The organism is Psychrobacter sp. (assembly GCF_018260395.1).
GTDB lineage: Bacteria > Pseudomonadota > Gammaproteobacteria > Pseudomonadales > Moraxellaceae > Psychrobacter.
The window spans coordinates 1-21,820 of sequence record NZ_JAGLBC010000029.1; the positions used below are offsets into that span (position 1 = coordinate 1).

Consider the following 21,820-nt stretch of genomic DNA (forward strand, 5'->3'; position numbering starts at 1 on the left):
TATGAATGTTATGGAAAGTTGGTATTATAATATATTTCTGTTCGATTACTTAGTTATAATTAAATATGGCAGACATTTTAAAAAGTAACGAGGTTATATAAAGTAGTAATTGTAATCAGTGATGTATTAAAGCAATGAATGTATTATAAATACAGAAACTAAGTGTTTAGACTGTTATTATAAACATTATGCCTATATGATATGGAATCTTCAGTGTCTTTATAAAGTGGCAGTATGTCTATAAACCTAAAAAAATTCCTGAATCCTAAAGTTATTTTGCTACGCGGCACACTATTTTTGTTGGCGCTATTTATTTTCTTTCTCGCTATAAAAACACTCTATACCATTACCCATACTATTAATCTATCAGATATTATGGTGGCCATAGAGCATATTCCAAATCTCAACATATTTTTAGCCTTGTTAGTAGTGGCTTTCGGCTACCTGGTATTAACTTTATACGATACCATTGCTTTGAATCACATGCATATTAAACTGCCTTTTAAGAAAGTAGCGTTCACATCATTCACTGCATATGCTATCGGTCATACCATTGGACTGGCAATATTATCGGCATCTGGGGTTCGTTTTAGAATGTATGGTGTCAATAATATTAAGTCTGAGAATATTGCCAATGTGGTATGGCTGGTATCTATGGCTTTTACATTTGGCATAACTACCTTAGTCTCTTTGTCGCTGATGCTATACCCTGAATCCACCGTGACAATGATGGGTCAGCTAGACTTGCAGCTGTCTGAACTCTCGATTGATATTCCTAACATCTTTCATAATGAGTCGCTAATACGCGCAATGGGCATAGCTCTATTTACTATAGTCGTCGCAGCATTACTATGGTCTGGCAAACAAGGTCGACATATTCAGATACGCCGCTGGCGCTTTGACCTACCTCCAGCAACTATTTTGCTTAAGCAAATTATTATCTCAATTATTGATTTAGCCAGTGTGGCATTTGTGCTGTATTTGCTGTTACCCCATGATGCAGGGATAGGCTACTTTACCGTATTTTCAGCTTTTGTACAGTCGATGATATTAGCCATTTTGAGTCATGTGCCAGGTGGTCTTGGTGTCTTTGAACTGACAATGATGGCATCATTACCTATGGTCGATAAGACTTATCTGTTGGCAGTCTTATTGATATTTAGAGTGTTGTATTATCTATTGCCATTTTTTCTAGCGGTAATGTTCTTTATCGGGCATGAAGTATGGTTACGTTGGTTGCGTAAGCCTTAGCTTTGATTATATAAGCTTTAGTTTCATTCAACTTTATAGGCTTCAATAAAAATAGGCTTCAATAAAATTCAAAACTCATCAAAACAAACAGGCCCCATAATTTAAGGCGCCTGTCTTTTATATAGCTAACTTATCGTTTACTGTGCTTACTAAAGTAGTTATTCAACTAAAGTATTGGTAGTATGATTGCCTTCTTCAACACCATCTTTCATAGGAATAGCAGGGCTAAACTTTTCTGAGTCTGGGGTGACCCCTCGTGCAGCTTGGTCCTTTTTCAAGGAAGCAGCCACTTCAGGCGGCATATAGTTTTCATCATGTTTTGCCAATACTTCACTGGCGACAAATACGTTTCCCTGCATCTTACCCGTAGCTACCACACCAGAATTTTCAGCAAATAAATCTGGTAAGATGCCTTGATAGCTAACCGGTACCGTTGATTTAAAGTCAGTGATGGCAAATTGAACTTTCAAATCATTATTGGGGTCACGGCGCAGACTGTCTTTAACCACCATACCACCAGCCCGAATACGTTTGTTTTGCGGCGCTTCTCCCGATGCGATGGCAGTCGGATCAAAGTAGTAATCTGTTTGCTGACCTATGGCATAGATAACTAAAATTACTGCAATGATTGCGCCTGCCAAAGTAGCAGCGACCCAAATCAATTTCTTACGACGTACAGCATTCATACAATTGCCTTTGATTTTACGCCTCAAAGTATAATGAGGACTGGATAAAAAGGTTAATAAGCTTTTGAGTCATCTCACTTGAGTTTGCATGTAGCATGTTGCATGGCTAAGTGCTGGTATTGATTTATTGCTTTATTAATTTATAGACTTATTTGTGATCAATACTTTGCTTGCGCTGTTGTTGTCGCGCATGTTGGATTTTTAACTCTTTAATTAGACGACGGCGTTGACTAAGGCTATATAAAATGAAGCCAACTACGGCAAGCACAGTAATGCCCCATGAACTCCACACATAAGCCCCATGCTTACCCATGGCTATGAACTCTTGAAAGCTATAAAAATAGGGATGCACAATGGCTCTCCTGTATTGGCTAATGACCTAGCTTGATGTTGTGCTATTTCGAAGTACGAATATAATCTTTAACCCAAGCTTTGTTTTGGTCACGGCGTAGAATTAAGGTGTTGGTACGATATATGGCCAACGCACCTACCAAAAAATAAGTGCCAATAATCGTTAATAATAAAGGTACTAGCATATCCAAAGACATTTTCGGGGCTTCAGTAATGGTCAATGTGGAGCCTTGATGCAGAGTATTCCACCAGTTTACTGAATATTTTATAATAGGTAAGTTCACTGCACCCACAATAGACAATATCGCGGCAGCTTTACCTCGGTTTGGCGTATGTTCAAAAGCTGCAAATAATGCCATAACGCCAGCATATAGAAAAGCCAAAATCAGCATTGAAGTTAGTCGAGCATCCCATACCCAAAATGTTCCCCAAGTCGGCTTGGCCCAAATAGAACCAGTTATCAGGCTTAAAATTGACAGCATAAAACCAATAGGGGCGATAGCTTGAGCCACTAAATTAGCAGTTTTTATACGCCATACCAAAAATATTATCCCCAATACAGCTAGGGCAAAATAAATTGATAAGGCAATACTGGCAGTCGGTACATGAATAAAAATAATGCGATAACTGTTGCCTTGAAGATAATCAGGTGGCGCAAATGCCAAACCCCAGATACTACCAATAGTAAGCATAATGGCCGCAATACCAGCAAGCCACTTGACCCATGGAGAGAAAATTCTAAAGAATTCCCGCGTCCCAACAGTGGCCAAAAATCCTTGCCATAGGCGAGAAAAAAAGCCAGAGGATTGAGGTGATAAATTAGCATTTGGCATAATAAAACGACCTTGTAAGCCACGATGGGAGCATACTACATGTTAGTTAACTATTATAAAACTTATGAACATTGAACCCTATCAGCCGCTTAACGATTTACCGCTTAACGATTTACCGCAATAAGAGCAATGCGTGTTTGATAAACATTATTTAAAAAACCATTATTTAAAAAAACGATATTTGAAAACCAGTTTTTGATAAACAATATTCGATAACCAATATTCGATAACCAATAATAGGATAAACGCACTTCTATTATAACAAATATTGACTCTAGTTAAGCCATGCCATTTTTAAGGTCATTGCGATGGCCCAAGGCATAATAAGGACTGAGATAATACTACCGGCAGCTAGTAGTGCCAGTATTGGTAATCCATTAAGGCCAGTAGCATACAAGTCTACAGCGCCTGTGGCAAATATTAGTACGGGTAACTGCATCGGTAGCGCAATTAATGGCACCAATACCGCACCATTTTTTAAAGATAAAGTTAGACTACTGGCATTAGCAGACAGCATTAATAGCATAGGACTGCCTACCAAAATTGAGGCAAGAAGCGCACCGGCCTCTCCCCAAGATAGCCTGAATAAAGGCACTGCCAATAAACTTAGTAAGGCCACTAAGCCACTGCTAAATATCCAATGGATAGTTAGGCGAATTAGAACCCATAGTGGTAAAGAGGTTCTTGAAACCACGAGCTGCGCCAAAGTGCCATTGTCCATGGCGGGCTTGAACAGCCCATCGACTCCCATTACTAAAGAGAGTAAGGCGGCGATCCATACTGCTGGTACACCCAAGCGATGTAAAAGCTGCGGTTCGCTTCCTACAGCTAAGGGGAATAGAGTAATGATCACCAAAAAAAGCACTAACGGATAGAGCCATTGAACCGCCCCTTGCTGCTTTACTTGCCACTCGCGGCGCCACAGTTCGTGTGTTGCTATACCAGTAGGTACATTATTAGGTACATCAATAGGTGCGCTGGAAATTGGTGTAGGTTGCGAAGCATTAGAGGCAGACATTAGCAGCCTCCTTGATTATCAGCAGTGTCGGAATTGTGAAAATTATCAAATTGAGAACCATGTATAAGATTGTCTTGAGCCCTGCTATCATTTAAGTCGTCATCGCTATCATTTAAGTCATCGTCTATAGTATAACGAGGTAAATAATCCGATAAATTCAACGACTTATTGGCCACTTGTACCGGTTGGTGACTGGTCATCAATACTGAGCCGCCACTATGAACAAAGTCCTGTAAACGTTGCTGAAGTCTAGCCACCATACTGACGTCGAGTGCTGTAAAAGGTTCATCTAAAAGCCATAATGGTGTTTGCTCTACGCTCATTAGATAAAGCCTAGCCAAGGTAACTCGTCGTGTCTGACCAGCTGATAATTGGTTGCTACCCATATTTTCAAAGCCTGATAAATCCACCCAGTCCAAAGCTGTCTCAATTTGTACAGCAGTGGGTTTAATACCATATAGATTTAATAAAAAAGTTAGATTCTGTTTTACGGTCAAATTAGGATGAATGCCCAATTGATGTGACACATACAAAGGGGCGACCGGTATGGTAGGTTGCCCTTGATAGATGACCTTGCCTTCGAGTAAAGGTAATAATCCAGCCAATTGCATTAATAATGTGGTCTTACCAGTACCATTAGCGCCAATAAGATGACATATCTCGCCAACATATAAAGTTAAAGTGACCCTTTCACATAATGGAAAATCGCCACGTTGAATGGTAATGTCTTGCAGTGACAACACAGCAGGAGTAGAGTGAGAAGACGGTAAGTCAGAATGTATATTAGAGTGCATGATGACCTAATTTAAAAAGGTTAATATGAATCTGATTTTTATTAAGAGCTATTTATTACCGGTTAGCGTTAACATAACACTATTGCAATAAGTGCTGTCAGCCGTCATATATAATTAATATTTCAATATAACATAGTATATCAAACCTCGACCCACAACTAACGTATTGCCCCTATTATGAGCTCACAAAAAAAACCATCTTTTTGGCAACAATTAAAGTATTTATTAACGGCTGAAATAAAGCTGATAAAAGGCCGAGTCAATAGCATGTCTGAGGATATTAAGCGATCTGCTCAAAAGGAGACAAATACTAAGCCAGCTATGACAAAAGTAGCTCGTAGTGAAGATGGCGATGAGAATCAGTTTGTAGTAACGAATGGTGCAAATACTCTTGAACCGCATAAAGTTGAACCGCATAAAGATGAACAGCGCTTGTTTGCCGCCAAAAACCAACAAAGCTTTGATGCACAGTCTAAGGGCCAGCCGGGTAAATCACATCAGTTAGACACTAAAGATGCTATCAAGCCAAAAGTTGAGAAGTCAAAAGTTGAAGATTACTATTCTAGCAGACATAAAAAAGAAAATGATAATTCTGAAGCGCCGTCGAAAGAGACTTCAGCAAAATTCATTAGCTTATCTAGTCTTGATCAGTCAGACAACATGGCGCTACTCTCTGCCACATATCCGGACTCTGATAACCCTATAACAGATAGTATTTTGGATTATTTAGAGGCCAATGAGCTAAACTATCATTATCACGAGCCTACCTTAGAGAGCGATTCTGATGGGTTAGAGCAAGACCCCGCTGATGTGCCCTCAGGTAATCAAACACAGAAGTATGATGGCAGTGTGCGTCAAAGAAACGTCCATCATATCTCTATGGCAATGCGTTATTATCAAGACAGTGGCAATGATGAGGCTGCGGATAATGACATTCAATATTTCTCTCCTAACTCTGACCTGAATCCCCAATCCACCAAAACTGAGTCTACCCAAACTGAGTCTTCGCAAGATGAAGGCGAAATTGAATGGGGCTGCGTGATTCGTATTCATGAGCATACTCAATTGGTAGCTTTTTATGGCATTCTACCCATTCATTTACCTGAGTCGCATATGCAGGCAGGTATGGTATTGGCCACTCAATTGAACTACGACATGATGCTAGGCTGTGTTGAGATTGACATTCGTGACGGTGAAATACGTTTTAAAAACTCCTTAGACTTTGAGCCGATCATAAACACCAATAATGGCGTAGTACCACCAACTGTTATCAGTTACTTATTAAAAGGGGTGATGGCGATGACCGCATCTTTTGCGCCTTTGTTTAGTGATTTAATTGCCAGTGACCCTAAGGACTTTGAATTAGATACCTTGTTAGATGAATTAAATAAGGCTCAGATGGATAAGACCTTCTATTTGCCGACTCGGATGATCCAGTAGCGCAAGGCTATAATCAAGTCAATGTTTTTCGCATACAAGTAAAAGATACGTATAAGTGATAAGTGATAAATAACATGCTAAAAGTTGCCTTTTCTCCCATATTTCTTTATCAAGTTCCAGAGAAACATCGCTTTCCTATGCAAAAGTATCGGCTGATACCTGAGCGTCTGGTTGAAGAAGGTACTTTAGGTGAATGCAATTTTTTTACCCCGCGAAAGCTAAGCGAAGAAGAGATCTTAACCACGCACACTCAGGCGTACTGGGAGAAATTAAAAAATCAGACGCTATCACGTAAAGAAGCCCGTGCAATCGGTTTTGAAATGACACTGAAGTTGGTGGAGCGGGGTCGTTATATTGCTCATGCCACTTATGAATGTGCTTTGTATGCTAAGCAATATGGGGTATCTTTAAATGTTGCAGGTGGCACCCATCACTCCTTTGCGGATCATGGAGAGGGGTTTTGTGTGTTTAATGATGTGTGCATCGCCAGTAATCTATTACTATTGCGTGGCGAGGCAAAACGGATACTTATAGTTGATTTAGATGTGCACCAAGGCAATGGTAATGCTAGCATTATGGCCAATGAGCCAAGAGTATTTGTATTTAGTATGCATGGGGAGAAAAATTACCCCTTTCGCAAGCCGCCGTCAGATTTAGACATTGCTGTGCCTAATGATACTGGTGATGACATATACTTGACATTGCTTAAGCAAACCCTGCCAAAGTTGATTGCTGAGCATAAGCCAGATTTAATCTTCTATCAGTCTGCAGTGGATGTCTTGGCAACCGATAAGCTTGGCAAGCTATCCTTAACTGTAGAAGGTTGTAGGCAGCGAGATGAGTTTGTACTCACTCAGGCTAGGGACAATAAGATACCTATTGCTATCGTCATGGGAGGTGGCTATTCTGAAGATATTGAACAGGTAGTAGAAGCCCATTGCAATACTTTTAGAGTGGCAAAGCAGCTGTTTTTTGACTAACCATAGATTTATAACTAGTTGAAATCAAAAAAACATCTTGGATTTATTACCTTTGTTAATGGATATAACTTTACGTTTATAAAATGCTACACTTCTGAAATGCCAGGTTGTTCAACAATCACATTTTCATTCACAGGCAGTAATACTATAAAGCGGGTACGACCATTATAGGTATCGGTACGAATGCGACCATGGTGCGCCTCAACAATTTGTGCCACTAATGATAAACCTAAACCTGAACCTTTTCTTTGTTGCTGCAAACGAACAAAGGGACTAAAAATCTCTTCACGCTTGTCCAAAGGAATGCCTTTGCCTTGGTCAATCACTGACAATACGGCAAAATTTGGTTTAATAACGGGTTCTACTTTTGGTCGACGCAGACGTTTGGTAAACCCATTGTCACTGGCTTTATTATTGGCTTTATCTTGCTTTTTGGAGGTGTCCTTTAGGCTAGCTGATAAAGGCGACGTAGCGGTTTCTGTCTCTAATGCTTCTGAATTATCGGGGATGTTTTCTGAAGTGACAGCAGAATCCGTTAGGTTGCCATCTTCGGTTTCAATATAGTCGTCATCTAAGAATAATGATTGAGATTCAAAAGTCACCTTTTTTGCTTTGGCCTCCTCGATAAGGTCCAATAACTGCTTAGGTGGATATAACGCTTCTTCTTGCTCTACCACCCCGTAAAGATGAACTTCAATAGGAGGCTCACCATGTATAAGGGCGTTATTCAACAGGTTGCGAATCAAATGAATCAACAGTTTTGGCTGACCTTCAATGACCAGATGTTTGCCATATAAAGTGGCTTCTGGATAATGTTGGCACTCTTGGCTGACCAAGTCATAAAAATCAAAACGCTCGTTGGTTTGTGAAGCATGACCGGCATCTAAACGGCTAACCAACAAAATGCTTTCGACCAAGTCATTAAGCCCCGTTAAGTCCCGATTAACCGCTTGCGCTCTTTTACGAAACTTAGCCTGAGTCTCTGCTGACATCTCGTTTGCCAACATATCCATCATTTCAATCTGTAATCGAATACGAGTGATAGGGGTACGAAGCTCATGAGATGCATGTGCTAATAGTAGGTTATTGGCATCAATAAGCTGTTCAATTTTTTGTGCCGCTTGGTTAAAGCCTCTGGCCAAACTGGCAATCTCATCTGTACCTTGTGCGGGTACACGGACGCTAAAGTTACCTTCTCCTAGCTGCGCCATCCGTTTGCTCATTTGATTAATGCGCCAAGTCATTGAATGGGCAATCCACCATAGAACAATTGACATAACAGCAATAAGCGTTATGGTACCGGTAAAAATATTCAATACCGCCCAAAGCTCTGAACGTTTTGGGGGATTTCTTGGCTCATATAGTAAGGTATAGCCACGATCACTTATAGCCTTTGCATTGACAAGATCTGATGAAAAGAAAGCTGGAAGTAAACGTGAGATAAAAGAAGGGTCATTGGGTAATTTTTTTGGTAAATCACTGTCATCGGTTTGAATCAGTAGGTTGCCGTTGCGATCATAGAGTCCCATCTTAGCTTGTAAAGACTCATCAAAGACATCAAAGCTTCTTTTGATGACTGCCAACATAAACCGAGCCTGCAACAACTCGTTCATGGTAGTGGCATTATCAAGCTCATCCACAAAAGGATCGATTTGGCTGACTATTTGCTTGGCAAGCACCTCCCAACGTGCATCTGCTGAGTTATTGTGTACCAAATTCATCAGGGTAACCATGCCCGCAGCAAACAATACCAGCGTTAGAACCACGCTGATAAATAACTTACTAAAGACGGAGTTAAAACCAAATCGAGAAGTAGGGGACATAAAAGTGTCTAATATAAATTGAACCTGCTAAAAGTAAGATAGCGATTCAATCTATTAATTAAATTGAATCGCTAAGCAGTTAAAGCAATAAGAAGTTAAAGCCTAAAGCAGCAAGGTGGTAGTATTATACTTGATCTGTGGCAAACTGGTAGCCCACACCGCGTACCGTAATAATCCGTTTTGGTTGACGTGGATTATCTTCAATTAATGCTCTTAAACGTGAAATATGTACATCAATAGCACGATCAATATTGTCTGAGCTATCATCATTTGGCATGGCTTGCCACAGCTGCTCACGGTTTAGAACTTTACCTGAATGAGTGGCAAAATAATGCAGTAGCTGAAATTGATGAGTGGTCAAACGAACAGGCTTATCATCGATTGTCACTTCATGACTGTCTGGGAATACGCTAAGACGACCAAAAGTTAAACTATCAGACTGACTATCTGCTTGATTAGGTTGCTCATGACGACGCAACACTGCACGAATTCGTGCTAATAATTCACGAGGTTCAAAAGGTTTAGCGATATAGTCATCAGCGCCCATCTCTAAGCCTAGAACGCGGTCAGTAGTATCACCCTTGGCCGTTAACATTACGATAGGCACTTTATTGGTCTGACTGTTTTTACCACCACGAATTTTCTGACAAACTTGCATACCGTCCATATCAGGTAGCATTAAGTCTAAAATTATTAAATCAATGGCGCGCTCTTTAGCGTCTAAGATATCTAGACCTTCTTGGCCCGTTGAGGCATGATGAACTTCATAATAATTCATCGTTAAATAATCGCTAATTAGTTCTGCTAAATCTGGATCATCTTCAATAATTAATATTTGCTTACTCATAATAATCCTTAGAATATTTAATATATTTAGTTGTATAGGGTTTTATCAAATCACAAATAAGATTTTATTTTTTTAAGATGCTTAAAGCATATAGCACCTAAACCCAATATTGTTACTATTATAACTATAAAGAATAAACACTGCCTATCTTAACAATACACAGTTTGTTACTTTAATTCGCTATTGTTACTAATTTAAGGTTAGGTTAAGATGATTTAACCTAAAAAATAGTTAAATGAATAAGTATACTTAGAGTAATAAACCTTAAAAATAAATCAGTTTGGGATAAGTAAGGTTAAGAGTAGTAAACCCCTTAAAATTATGCTAAAAATGGCATTAATAATATTTATAATTAAAATGGACAAACTGTACCTAAAACTCAATATTAGCCATATTCATTTTATCATTAATCTTCTGAGGCTGTAACAGTGTGTCTGTTAAGACTCTTTAGGTGTTTTGATAGTTCTGTTTGACTAATGTGCAATGAGTAATGAGTAATGTGCAATGAGTAATGAGTAATGTGCAACAGCACTTGCTAGGGACAAGCTAATTGGCTAAGCCAATAATTTACCCGATGACAAACTCAATTTTTAAAAGGATTTTATATTGCTATCAAAGCACTTGAGCAATTCAAATAAAAAAGCATATGACGTATATAATAAAGGGTAACAAAAATGGATATTAGTTTTGATGGATTAAAGGTGATGGTGATTGATGACTCAAAAACCATCCGCCGAACAGCAGAAATGCTATTACAACGAGTGGGCTGTGAAGTAGTGACTGCTGTAGATGGTTTTGAAGCCTTAGCAAAGATTGCCGATCACAAACCTGAACTGATTTTCATTGATGTAATGATGCCACGTTTAGATGGTTATCAAACTTGTGCTATTGTTAAGAACAACAAAGACTTCGCAGATACCCCTGTCATTATGCTATCGTCTAAGGATGGACTATTTGATAAGGCACGTGGTCGTATTGTTGGTGCTGATGAATATTTGACCAAGCCTTTTAGTAAAGATGAGTTATATGACGCTATTCGCCAGCATTATAAAAAAGCTTGATTTCTAATTGCTAATAAATTAAATGACACTATTTATTGTAGATATTTATTTTTACCAAGCGAATTGATGTATAGCAATTTAATAAATAGCATTTCAATAGATAGCAATCTAGCTAATCATAATAAGAAAAAGCATCTGTTGATGTTGCCAGGGAAATAAGAGGCAGTATATGTATAAGATATTAATAGTTGAAGATTCACACTCCGAAATGGCCCGATTTCGCGACTTGTTAAGCAAGAATAACTTTGAGGTAATCGAAGCTATTAATGGACAACAAGGGTTTGATATGGCAGCCACTCATTTGCCAGACGTCATCTTGATGGATATCGTGATGCCCGAAATGAATGGGTTTCAGGCCACCCGAAAAATAACACGTCATGAGACTACTAGCCACATTCCTGTGGTAATGATCAGTACCAAAAATCAAGAAACAGACCGAGTTTGGGGCAAAAGACAAGGCGCTCAAGCATACCTTACCAAACCGGTTAATGAGCAAGAGTTGCTCAGTACAATTCAATCTGCCATTAACCAATAATAGGATAGCCAACGTGGCGTTAAAGGGATTTATTGAATTACTGCGTTTAGAGCGTTTGGCTGAGTCACGAAAAAGTGAAATTCAGCCCAAGCCTGCTGAACAGTGGCAAGGTATTGCTTTTGAGGTGGCAGGTGAGAAATTTGTGGCGCCCATAGGTGAAGTGGCTGAGGTAATCTCAGTCCCAGAAGCATTAACCCCTGTGCCGTTGTCTAAGCCATGGTTATTAGGTATTGCCAATATACGGGGCCAACTTCTACCCATAGCTGATCTTGCAAAGTTTGTGAATTTAAATAACAAGACCCAGCAGAGCAAGCTTATGGTTATTAAGCACCATAACCTACAAGTGGGCTTAATGGTGGATGAGGTATGGCATATTAAAAACTTTTTTGCACACCAGTACGTGGCAAAGAGCTTAGTGACCAATTCTCCTTTTTTACCGTACAACCATGGTCGTTTTGAAGATAGTGAGCAGTCTTGGCCAATCTTTATGCCAAGCTTGTTAATACAAGATCCTAGATTTTTACAAGTGGCTCAATGATGACCAAGATGAATATACCTCAATCCATCAGCACTTTGCTTCACTAAACCCAATATGACTAGATTATTGTAATAACCTAAACTTTTTAAGCGATATCATTAGCTAGGTCATGCGCTGGATGATGCATGAATCAGACTCACTTTAAGGACAGCCAGAATGAAAGATGCAGCTCAAAAGCCTGCCGACAGCACTTCCCTTTCGCAAAGTAAAAAAGGAAATTCTAACCCAGAGATAAATCAAAAAAAGTGGATTTATTGGTTACTGGCCTTAGGGCTTATAGCATTAATCAGCTTGATTGCTTTGGTTGTCAACTCCCATAAAGTCTCAAACTATGTATCTGCTGTGAATCAGTTAGAAATGGCCTCAAGCTATTTAGCCCGTCATGTGAATGAAGTTGTCTTTACTACCGATGAAAAAAAGAGAGACGCAACACAGCAATTACTAAGTGCTGATGTTATTGACTATCAAACAGCATTCAACGAAGCTCAAAGCTATAACTTTGACGATTCTCTTGTTTATACCAATCTTGATCAGCATTGGCAACAAACCAAGCCTGCGGTAGAGTCTGTCATCAATTATAACTTTAGAGCTGAGACGCAAAATAATGATAGCAATAATAATAAAAATAATAGTATCTTGCTAGATCCAGATATACAGCAAAAAGTTGAACAAGTATCAGCTTTCGTCTCTCAAGCTCAAAGTCAATTACAGCCTATTGACCGACATATATTGTCCCGTAGTAATGTCATTATCCCAGCGATACTATTTTTATTAAGTTTACTTGGCAGCTTATACGCAATTTATCGCTTATATCATGCCAATAACCAAACACAGCGACTCCTTATCGAAAAAGAAACGCTACGTCAACGTGACGAGATGGATGCACAGTTCCAACGTGCACGTAGTGCTCAAGAAGAAAACGAAAAAAACCAAGCAGCTATTTTGCGCCTACTTGATGAATTAGAGTATGTGGCAGATGGTGATTTAACGGTCAATGCCACTGTAACCGAGGACATCACAGGTGCCATTGCCGATTCAGTAAACTTCGCTATCGATCAACTGCGTCAACTGGTGCAAGCAATTAATAACACTGCTACAAATGTGGCGCACTCTTCACAGAGCACTCAGCTGATAGCGACAGAACTTGCAGAAGCTTCGGAGCAACAAGCCCAAAAAATTGCCGGCGTTTCTTCAGCCATTACTGATATGGTAAAATCTATTAAGCAGGTATCTGCAACAGCCAACCAGTCGGCCTCAGTTGCTGATCGTTCGGTAGTGATTGCCCACAATGGGGCTCAGGTAGTACAGCTTTCTATTGATGGCATGAATACCATTCGCGAACAAATTCAAGAAACTTCAAAGCGTATCAAGCGTTTAGGCGAGTCTTCACAAGAGATTGGCGATATCGTTGGTTTAATTAATGACATTGCTGATCAGACTAACGTGTTGGCTTTAAATGCAGCCATTCAGGCTTCGATGGCAGGCGAAGCAGGACGCGGCTTTGCGGTGGTAGCTGACGAAGTACAGCGTCTTGCTGAACGTTCAGCCAATGCCACCAAACAGATTGAAACTCTAGTAAAAACTATTCAGGCTGATACCAATGAGGCAGTGATGTCTATGGAATCTACCACTACAGAGGTCGTACAAGGGGCTAAACTGGCAACAGATGCTGGTGAAGCATTAAAAGAAGTACAAACCGTTTCTAATAGTTTAGCCGACCTTATTCAGCAGATTTCCAATGAAGCTCAACTACAGGCTTTGTCAGCGAGTGACATCTCACAGAACATGGAAGTCATTCAACAGATCACATCGAAGACCACTACAGGCACTAGAACTACCGCTCATTCAGTAGGACAATTAAATGAAATGGCTGCTTCATTACAAAAGTCAGTATCTGACTTCAAGCTAGAGCAGGGCAGTGCTTCCCTGAAGGATGTGTAATGAGCAATCAGTCAAAGTTAAAGCCATCTGAGCGGCCAGACGAAAATACGTCTCAGCCACAAGATAAAGATAAAGTGGTTATCAGCTTAAGTCATCGATTTCATTTACAACTTAACGATGAAGCTAAAGTTGAGACAACTGCTAAGGCTACTACTGAGGCTAGTACTAAAGCTAATAATGAGACAACCTCTGATGCGAATGTTAAAAAAACCTCTGAGCCGAATACTGATGTCATTAAAAATGATATACAACTAGATCAAAAGCCGGCTGAAAAGGTATCACCAACTTCACTTATTACTAATAACACTGCCGATGATAGCTTTTTATCTCAGTCGTTATTAATTGCTACCATAGAAAAGCTTGAACTACCTAATGATGAAAAAGAGTTTGATGCTGAAATAAAAGAAATCTTTGTTGAAGAAGCTGAGGAAGTTATAGATGACATTTCAACGCAGTTTGCTCAACTAGAGTCATTAGCCCATGACGAGTCACCTCTTGCTATTATTAGACGCGGTTTTCATACTTTAAAAGGCTCAGGTCGTATGGTAGGGGCGCACAGGAGCGCTGAGTTGGCGTGGGCAATTGAAAATATGCTCAATCGTGTTCTTGACCAGACGCTTGTTGCGACCTCTGGAATACATCAGTTATTGTCTGATGTTATCTCAGCTTATCCAGATATTATCGAATGCTACCGGCAACAAACTGACTATCCTGAATCCATGAAAGTATGGATGGCAGCGGCCACGCTTTATGCCAATAAAAAGCATCCTGAATTTGATTATAATGAGTTGACTGAACGAGATTTTGATCAATATGCTGCGGTTAAAAGTTATAACATAGACTTTAGCCCTGACAACCTCGACAACCTTGATAGCGTTGATAACTCATTAACCTTATCAAATGACAAAGAACTTCCGTCTGATCAGGTTTTATCTTACCCTTCGCAAACTTTAGAAGTTTCTGCAACCAAACAAATACCAGTTAAGTCAGAGATTGCGGCAACTGTGACCTCAGTGCCATTAGAAACTTTTGAGCAACAAGATGAGGAATTAAGACAGCTCTTTATATCAGAGGCAAAAGAGCTGATTGAATCCATAGAGTCAATGTGTCAAATTTTATTAAATAGACAAAAGCAATTGGTCGATGATGAATTGGTAAGAGCTTTTCATACACTTAGAGGGGCTGCTAGTAGCCAATCGTTTGACCAGTTAAGCCATTTAAGTGCCAAAATTGAAAATGGATTACAAAGATTGCAGCAAAAAGGCGAAACGATTAGCGCCCAACATTTACAAATAATCAATCAGTCTATAAAGCTTATTAAGTACTATCTACAAGGCATTGAAGGAGTCAAACTATCGCATCAATGTCAGGATGAGATTGCGCAACTCGAACTTTGGTTAGACAATGTCATTGACGAAAAGTCTGAATTTATTGAGCAGGCTACAGAGCGTAACAATCTAGTCCAGCATATTGAAGACAGTAGCGACTATACAGACAGCGATATTAAATATACGGTTGCTGAGCTAATAGAAGGCATTGATGATTTGCTTGATGCTGAATGGGATCTATCAAATATTTTTGCCTTCGCACAGGATTCTGCAGACGAATTCTCAACTCAACAACAGAAGCAGGTGATTGACTACGCCGCTAAGCTACAAGCACAAAGCCAACTTTTGATCCCTAAAGTTGCCAACTCAACGCCGTTTATTCAACTATTAACTGCTTTAAATCACGCCTATCAAACGATTGGCAAGTCTGCGCAATTGGTTCAAGATGCCCATGTCATAGATACTCTAATTGCAGGACATGAGCAGCTTACAGGTTTATTTGATTCTCTTGCCGGCAAGATGACCTTGCAGTTGAATCAGCAGGCAGTACAAAATCTATATGCTATTGAAGCAATACCTGAAATTAATGAGCACTTTGAGGACAATGACGTTAACATTAATGACAGTGTAAGTGTTGATGTTCATGATGATACTTTACAACCTCAGACTCAACCTCAAACAAATCTATCCTCAAACTCATTAACAGATATTGAAACAGAGTCTGAAGCCGAAGCAGATAAAGCGCTATTGGCCATCTTCATTGAAGAGGCACAAGAGCTCGCTGAAGAAAGCCATCAGCAGCTTACGCTATGGCAACAAGACCCTGATAATGTAGAGCCTATAAAAGAATTGCAGCGTCATTTGCATACTCTAAAAGGTGGGGCGCGCATGGCGGGCGTTGAGGGTATTGCAGAGCTTTGCCATGAAGCAGAAACGATTTACGATTATTTTGCAAGCAAGCAGATCATCCCAACGCAAGCTTGGGTCGAGTTAATGCAGTCGGTTCAAGATGTTTTATCTGATCAAATAGAACATTTAGCAGCTCATAAAGAAGCCTTTCGAGCTCCGCAAATGTTGCAACAGCTTCGATCTTTAGCAGACACTAAATCATTACCTGAAAACATCGCTACTACTAAGACGCATCTTGAAGATTTTAAAGCTAACGATAGCTTTGAGAGTGCAAAAGAGGAGCCAGGTGCTTCTCATTCTAAGGTTGTTGGCTCAGAAGGAGGTTTGAGTGTAACTACCAAAGCCATTCCAGAGTCTGTTGACTTTACTAAAGAGGAAGCCGATAAAAAAGAAAGCAATGTTGAAGAAAACAGCATTGATCAAAACAGCATTGAACAAAACAGTATTGAACAAAACAGTATTGAACAAAACAGTATTGAACAAAACAGTATTGTAGAAACCGAGGTTAAGCTAGAATCCGAAGTTAACGCCAGTGCAAATGTCAGTAGTATTGAGCTTGATTTTGAGTTAATAAGATCAGAGTCGTGGGATGGCCAAGTGCCAGATCCAGATATTATGAGTGTGTTTTTAGAAGAAGCCACAGAGCTATTGCCCACTATCAAGTCAAATTACGAACAGTTTAAGGCTCAGGTTGTAGCGTTAAAGACAGCTATCAGTCGTGGCGATAGCGATATAGACGATGCCGATCAAATTAGTAGTATCTTACAATCTGAAAACGAAACCGCTATCAATTCTTTGTACCTTTTAGCCAAGCAGCTGCAACATGAGTTAAATTTGCTTTACGGTGGCGCCAACATGGTACAAGCTTATGCTGCGGCAGAAGTGATAGAGGCACTACAAAAAGCTTATCTAAAGATCGAAAAAAAGGGCGAAAATTTAGAGTTTACAAGCTTACTCGTCAAGCCATTGCATGATGCTCATCTATGGATAGAGCAAGCTGTATATCTTTTACAACATGGGGTGAACCCCCCTAAAGCACAAGCTTTGATTAAAAAATTAAAAACGATTGATAGTGCTGACACTATATTACCCAAATCTAAAGCAAAATTAGACGTTACGACTGATTTGGGGGAGTACGTACAAGCCATTGATCGTTATCAAAGCTGGCGTGAAGCCCGCTTAGGGCTTCGTGATATTAGTGACATGCCATCTTGGTTAGGGCAAAAGTTGCCTAGCGAAGAGCAATCTGCATCTCAAGAACAGATTCGTGTCCCAGCTAAATTGATGGAACAAATGATTGATCTATCAGGAGAGTCTGCTATTAGCCGATCTCGTATTGAGCTTGGCATGAGTAGCATGGATCAAACTTTAGATGAAATGGAAAGAACAGTCCAGCGCTTGGCCGAACAATTAAGACGTATGGATATTGAACTGGAAGCTCAGATACGCTCTCAGATTGAGGACAAGCATTTACAACAAGATTATAGCTTTGATCCGCTAGAAATGGACCAGTATTCTGCTTTAAATCAATTGTCTAAGTCTTTATCTGAATCAGCTTCTGATTTACTTGAGATTAAATCTAATTTATATAGCAAAACACAAGGTACAGAAAGCCTATTATTGCAGTTGGCTCAATCCCAGACCCAGCTACAAGAAGGTTTAATGACCTCAAGAATGGTATCTTTCTCGCGTATCCTACCACGATTACAGCGTACAGTACGCCAAACAGCTAGTCAGTTGGGCAAGTCAGTCACACTTCAAGTGAAAACAGAGCATGATGAGATTGATAGAACTGTATTAGATAGACTGACGGCACCGTTAGAGCATATGCTTAGAAATTCTGTTGATCATGGTATAGAACTACCTGAAATGCGACACAATTTAGGCAAGCCTAGCGAAGGTAATATCATAATTGAAATGGAGCGAGAAGGTAGTGAGATTGTCATTCGTATCAAGGACGATGGCCAAGGTATTGATGTAGAGTCGGTTCGAAATAAAGCTATTGGTCGTGGTCTAATAGACGTTAATGACACTTCAATCACTGATTTGGAGGTGATGCAGTATATCTTCCATGCTGGGTTATCGACTGCTAGCAGTTTGACCCAAATCTCTGGCCGCGGTGTGGGCATGGATGTGGTGCTAAGCGAAGTGCGTCGCTTAGGTGGAAGTGTTAACGTTAACTCTAGGTCAGGTCAAGGCAGCGAGTTTATATTAAGATTACCGCTGACCATTGCTGTGGCAGAAGCGTTAGTGGTTCGGTCAGGCAATCAGGTTTTTGCCATTCCTTTATTACAAATTGAACGGGTGGAACGCATTCCAGCTCAGCTGCTGCTAAACTTTTACTATCCCCAAAGTATGAAGTCGCGCCAAGCCAATCTGGGCAATGATAAGCTGTTTAAAATAGCGGATGAAAAATATCGTTTAAGGCATCTTGAGCAACTTTTAAACGGTGAGATACCACAGTCAAACCTATTAGCTAGCAAAAGCAGTTGGCCGGTTTTATTATTAAAAAATCAATCTGGTCAACATTTAGCGCTTCAAATTGATGAAATCATAGGGTCTCGTAGGGAAGTGGTGGTTAAGCCGTTGGGAGACTTACTGTCCTCTATTCCAGGACTATCAGCAGCTACGGTTACTGCTGAAGGGTCAGTTATGTTGATTTTAGATACCTTGGCACTGATGCGTGAGGCTACCATTTGTGAAACTTCTGCCTTAAAATCTAAAAACCGTCAAAAGCATGTTAAAAATCAAACACTAGTAACCCAACAGCATGTTGCGAAAACATGGTCAAAACCGCAGATACTCATTGTCGATGACTCGGTAACCGTTCGTAAGGTGACTTCAAGATTGTTACAACGCCAAGGGTATGATACCCATGTGGCGCGAGATGGGGTAGAGGCGATTGAAATGCTACAAACCATACGTCCTGATTTGATGCTGTTGGATATTGAAATGCCACGCATGGATGGCTTTGAAGTGGCAAATCATGTGCGCCATAATCCAAAAATCATGACTTTACCCATAATTATGATCACCTCTCGTACTGGTGAAAAACACCGTGAAAAAGCTCAACAAATAGGGGTAAATGACTATATGGGTAAGCCATTTCAAGAAGCGGATTTAATCCATTCGATCCAAGCCTTAATTGACAACAAACCAGGCAGATAAGATGGTTGATACAGTCATAAACTTGGCTAAAATCAGAGTAGTGGTGATTGCGGCTAAGGCTCAGCAAAGACAAGCATTTGAGCATACTTTGACTCAATGGGGGCTTACGGTGCAAGATTGTATTGCGCCTGAACACCTTGAACAAATTCATTTTCAATCACCTGCCGAACTATGGCTAATAGACAGCGACTATGATGAAGCTTTATATTCAGCTTTAGATACCCTAGTGGTAAACCCTGACTTGCACATCAAATCAGACAGTTGGTCTGACTTAAATTCAAATTTAAATTCGAACACCAGCATAAACACAAGCCCAAGCCCAAAAAAACACCTGTCTGGTAAGCCTCATGTTCTTGTGGGCTTCGAGCCTGCTCCAAAAGTAGATGAAATAAATTTATATGCAAAGTGGCAACGTAAGTTAAAACGGAAACTAGTTAGCTTATTAGGGCTGCCAACGTCTGTAATTCAAACTGCCCATACTTCAGCTCAAAGACACCAACCATGGCAAAAGGCGGTGTTATTAATAGTAAATAGTATTGGCGATATTGCCGCAGCACAAGAATTTTTGAATATCCTGCCAAGCAAGTTGCCTGTGGTTTCGTTATTGGCTTTTGATGCTCAAAGCGTGTTAAATCAATGCCTACATAGCTTGCCAAAAACTTTAACCAAACATAATGAATGGCGATGTCAGGTGGTCGATTTATCGTTAAACATGCAGGCAGGGCATTGCTATATTTTGCCGCCAACTATTGAGGTGGTTTGTGACTCTACAGGGCGACTAATAGTTGGAGATAGTGCGAGCCTTGCGCAAATACCGATGTCGTTAAAGCAACGCATAATGAGCTTTAGCAATGTTTTAGCCGAACAATTTATTGCGATAAAGTTTGATAGTGTTAACCGCTTAGAGACTTTAGAGCTTAATGATCATATATTAAGTCAGGGTAGTGTGCTATGGCATCAAAGCCCCTTGTCAACTCGCTTAACAGGAATCAATAGTAATACAGTTGCAACCCTGCAGGCCACCACTATTAGATCGATTTCAGCGACAGCCCCGAATTTAGCATCTTATCTAACTCATTTTGTAAATGACACTACGGAGCAATTGTGAATAATATTCCTTCCCAGCAGTTAAATGCTCGTGAGCTGTTAATGCTCAATCAAGGTAGTATGTACGTTACCTTCATTCCAACCTCTAGCAAATTCGATTGGGTTATACCAACTGCCCTAATTATTGGTATCAAAGCCTGCGAAGCGCCTTTAAGGGAATGTGAATGGCAAGGTCGAACTTTGCCTGTGTTCAGCTTATTGGCGCCAGATACGAAGCCAGATAGCCTGATAGTGTTAGAAGCAGAAAGTGATATGCATAGACTTGCCCTTATTGTTAAAGGTCAATTAAAACAACTCCAAATTAGAATTACTGACATTAAAGATATTGAACAAAGTAAATTGGCCACTGCAAGTGGTCAGCATGAGTTAGATGCGACACATGAGCAAAAAGAGTATGAGTATCAACAAGTCATAATTGATAACATCACTTATATGGTTCCTGACCTGCAAAGATTGACAAACCATTTGATAGAAGTTATTTAATAAGAGACTGTATGGTTTAATGTTTATTAGAGGGTTAACAAAATCTAGAATTCGTTGCTATCATAAAGCGATATTATTTAAATCATAAGAGTCATTTTATTGATTAACAGTTCTATTTATCAATCTCAAGTGGAAAGGTAACGTATGTCTACTACACAAAACAACCGCCGGCTAGTACTGTAACAGCAGTAAAACCTAGTAAATGGTCTTTAGCTGTTAAAATTTTTCATTGGGGCAGTGCTTTATTGCTGATTGTCGTTTGGAGTATGATTACTTTACATAATTCTGCTTCATCTGGTGAAACCTATTTGAATCTGCACAGAGCATTTGGAGTTAGCCTATTATTTTGGATGATTGCTAGGGTTATCAGTCGTGTCATTAGTCCAACACCTGCCAGTGTACCTATGCCAAAATGGCAGACTGCTGTTTCGCATCTGACCCATTTATTGCTTTATGCCGTGCTATTTGCGATGCCACTATCTGGTATCTTGATGACTTGGTATGGAGGACATAGCATTGATATGTTTGGACTATTTGAGTTGCAAAGTATCTTGACCACTGATCGTGGGCAGGCACGTTTCTTTAATAATCTACATACTGATGTGCTTTGGCCAACACTAATGGTGTTTACTGGTCTTCACATTCTAGGCGCTATACAGCACCAATTTATCAAAAAAGACAATATTATGTCGCGTATTAAATAATGTTAGAGTAAGACAATTATATT

At 39.8% G+C, this 21,820-nt stretch carries 17 protein-coding genes and 1 pseudogene; 11 read left to right on the forward strand and 7 right to left on the reverse strand.

Annotation, left to right across the window (positions count from 1 at the left end; all coding sequences use genetic code 11):
- The first annotated feature begins 234 nt into the window (after positions 1-234).
- Complete coding sequence (locus QZ265_RS03910) at positions 235-1,251, forward strand: UPF0104 family protein (protein WP_296403605.1); 1,017 nt, start codon at positions 235-237, stop codon at positions 1,249-1,251.
- Positions 1,252-1,409: 158 nt separating this feature from the next.
- On the opposite strand, the gene ccmE is transcribed toward QZ265_RS03910, so the two are convergent.
- The 5 genes from ccmE to ccmA all read right to left on the reverse strand — a co-directional run bounded on the left by ccmE (position 1,410) and on the right by ccmA (position 4,933).
- On the reverse strand, positions 1,410-1,937 hold the full coding sequence (ccmE, locus tag QZ265_RS03915; RefSeq protein WP_296403607.1) for a cytochrome c maturation protein CcmE: 528 nt from the start codon (positions 1,935-1,937) through the stop codon (positions 1,410-1,412).
- 148 nt (positions 1,938-2,085) lie between these two features.
- Positions 2,086-2,289 carry a heme exporter protein CcmD gene (ccmD, locus tag QZ265_RS03920; RefSeq protein ID WP_296403609.1) on the reverse strand — a complete coding sequence of 68 codons (204 nt, stop codon included), beginning with the start codon at positions 2,287-2,289 and terminating at the stop codon, positions 2,086-2,088.
- Between the two features lie 43 nt (positions 2,290-2,332).
- On the reverse strand, positions 2,333-3,121 hold the full coding sequence (ccmC, locus tag QZ265_RS03925; protein ID WP_296403611.1) for a heme ABC transporter permease CcmC: 789 nt from the start codon (positions 3,119-3,121) through the stop codon (positions 2,333-2,335).
- A gap of 274 nt (positions 3,122-3,395) precedes the next feature.
- Positions 3,396-4,139: a heme exporter protein CcmB gene (locus QZ265_RS03930; RefSeq protein ID WP_296403613.1), complete on the reverse strand. Its 744-nt coding sequence runs from the start codon at positions 4,137-4,139 to the stop codon at positions 3,396-3,398.
- Positions 4,139-4,933 (reverse strand): heme ABC exporter ATP-binding protein CcmA, encoded by a 795-nt coding sequence (gene ccmA, locus QZ265_RS03935; protein ID WP_296403615.1) that lies wholly within the window; start codon positions 4,931-4,933, stop codon positions 4,139-4,141. The genes QZ265_RS03930 and ccmA overlap by 1 nt, the downstream gene beginning before the upstream one ends.
- A gap of 177 nt (positions 4,934-5,110) precedes the next feature.
- Here ccmA and QZ265_RS03940 point away from each other — a divergent pair, with 177 nt between their 5' ends.
- Positions 5,111-6,373, forward strand: a complete 1,263-nt coding sequence (locus tag QZ265_RS03940; protein ID WP_296403617.1) for a hypothetical protein — start codon at positions 5,111-5,113, stop codon at positions 6,371-6,373.
- A 74-nt stretch (positions 6,374-6,447) separates the two neighbouring features.
- Positions 6,448-7,353, forward strand: a complete 906-nt coding sequence (locus QZ265_RS03945) for a histone deacetylase (RefSeq protein ID WP_296403618.1) — start codon at positions 6,448-6,450, stop codon at positions 7,351-7,353.
- 86 nt (positions 7,354-7,439) lie between these two features.
- Here the strand turns inward: QZ265_RS03945 and QZ265_RS03950 are convergent, their stop codons facing one another.
- Together QZ265_RS03950 and QZ265_RS03955 are read right to left on the reverse strand one after the other, a co-directional pair.
- Positions 7,440-9,176: a HAMP domain-containing sensor histidine kinase gene (locus QZ265_RS03950; protein WP_296403620.1), complete on the reverse strand. Its 1,737-nt coding sequence runs from the start codon at positions 9,174-9,176 to the stop codon at positions 7,440-7,442.
- Positions 9,177-9,300: 124 nt separating this feature from the next.
- Positions 9,301-10,023 carry a response regulator transcription factor gene (locus QZ265_RS03955; protein WP_296403622.1) on the reverse strand — a complete coding sequence of 241 codons (723 nt, stop codon included), beginning with the start codon at positions 10,021-10,023 and terminating at the stop codon, positions 9,301-9,303.
- Between the two features lie 674 nt (positions 10,024-10,697).
- Here QZ265_RS03955 and pilG point away from each other — a divergent pair.
- From pilG to QZ265_RS03995, 8 genes and pseudogenes are all read left to right on the forward strand, one after another.
- Positions 10,698-11,084, forward strand: coding sequence for a twitching motility response regulator PilG (gene pilG / locus QZ265_RS03960; protein ID WP_296403624.1), 387 nt, complete (start codon positions 10,698-10,700; stop codon positions 11,082-11,084).
- A gap of 169 nt (positions 11,085-11,253) precedes the next feature.
- Positions 11,254-11,619 (forward strand): response regulator, encoded by a 366-nt coding sequence (locus tag QZ265_RS03965; RefSeq protein WP_296403626.1) that lies wholly within the window; start codon positions 11,254-11,256, stop codon positions 11,617-11,619.
- A 13-nt stretch (positions 11,620-11,632) separates the two neighbouring features.
- The gene (locus QZ265_RS03970; protein ID WP_296403629.1) at positions 11,633-12,157 is read left to right on the forward strand and encodes a chemotaxis protein CheW; all 525 of its coding nucleotides are present in this window, start codon (positions 11,633-11,635) and stop codon (positions 12,155-12,157) included.
- Between the two features lie 909 nt (positions 12,158-13,066).
- A pseudogene (locus tag QZ265_RS03975) lies at positions 13,067-14,098 on the forward strand (methyl-accepting chemotaxis protein); the annotation flags it as partial.
- Positions 14,098-19,503: an Hpt domain-containing protein gene (locus QZ265_RS03980; RefSeq protein WP_296403631.1), complete on the forward strand. Its 5,406-nt coding sequence runs from the start codon at positions 14,098-14,100 to the stop codon at positions 19,501-19,503. The pseudogene QZ265_RS03975 and the gene QZ265_RS03980, both read left to right, overlap by 1 nt.
- Before the next feature lies 1 nt (position 19,504).
- Positions 19,505-20,611 carry a hypothetical protein gene (locus tag QZ265_RS03985; RefSeq protein ID WP_296403634.1) on the forward strand — a complete coding sequence of 369 codons (1,107 nt, stop codon included), beginning with the start codon at positions 19,505-19,507 and terminating at the stop codon, positions 20,609-20,611.
- Positions 20,608-21,093 carry a hypothetical protein gene (locus QZ265_RS03990; protein ID WP_296403636.1) on the forward strand — a complete coding sequence of 162 codons (486 nt, stop codon included), beginning with the start codon at positions 20,608-20,610 and terminating at the stop codon, positions 21,091-21,093. The genes QZ265_RS03985 and QZ265_RS03990 overlap by 4 nt, the downstream gene beginning before the upstream one ends.
- Positions 21,094-21,215: 122 nt before the next feature.
- Positions 21,216-21,797, forward strand: a complete 582-nt coding sequence (locus QZ265_RS03995) for a cytochrome b (RefSeq protein WP_296403638.1) — start codon at positions 21,216-21,218, stop codon at positions 21,795-21,797.
- Positions 21,798-21,820: the final 23 nt, after the last annotated feature.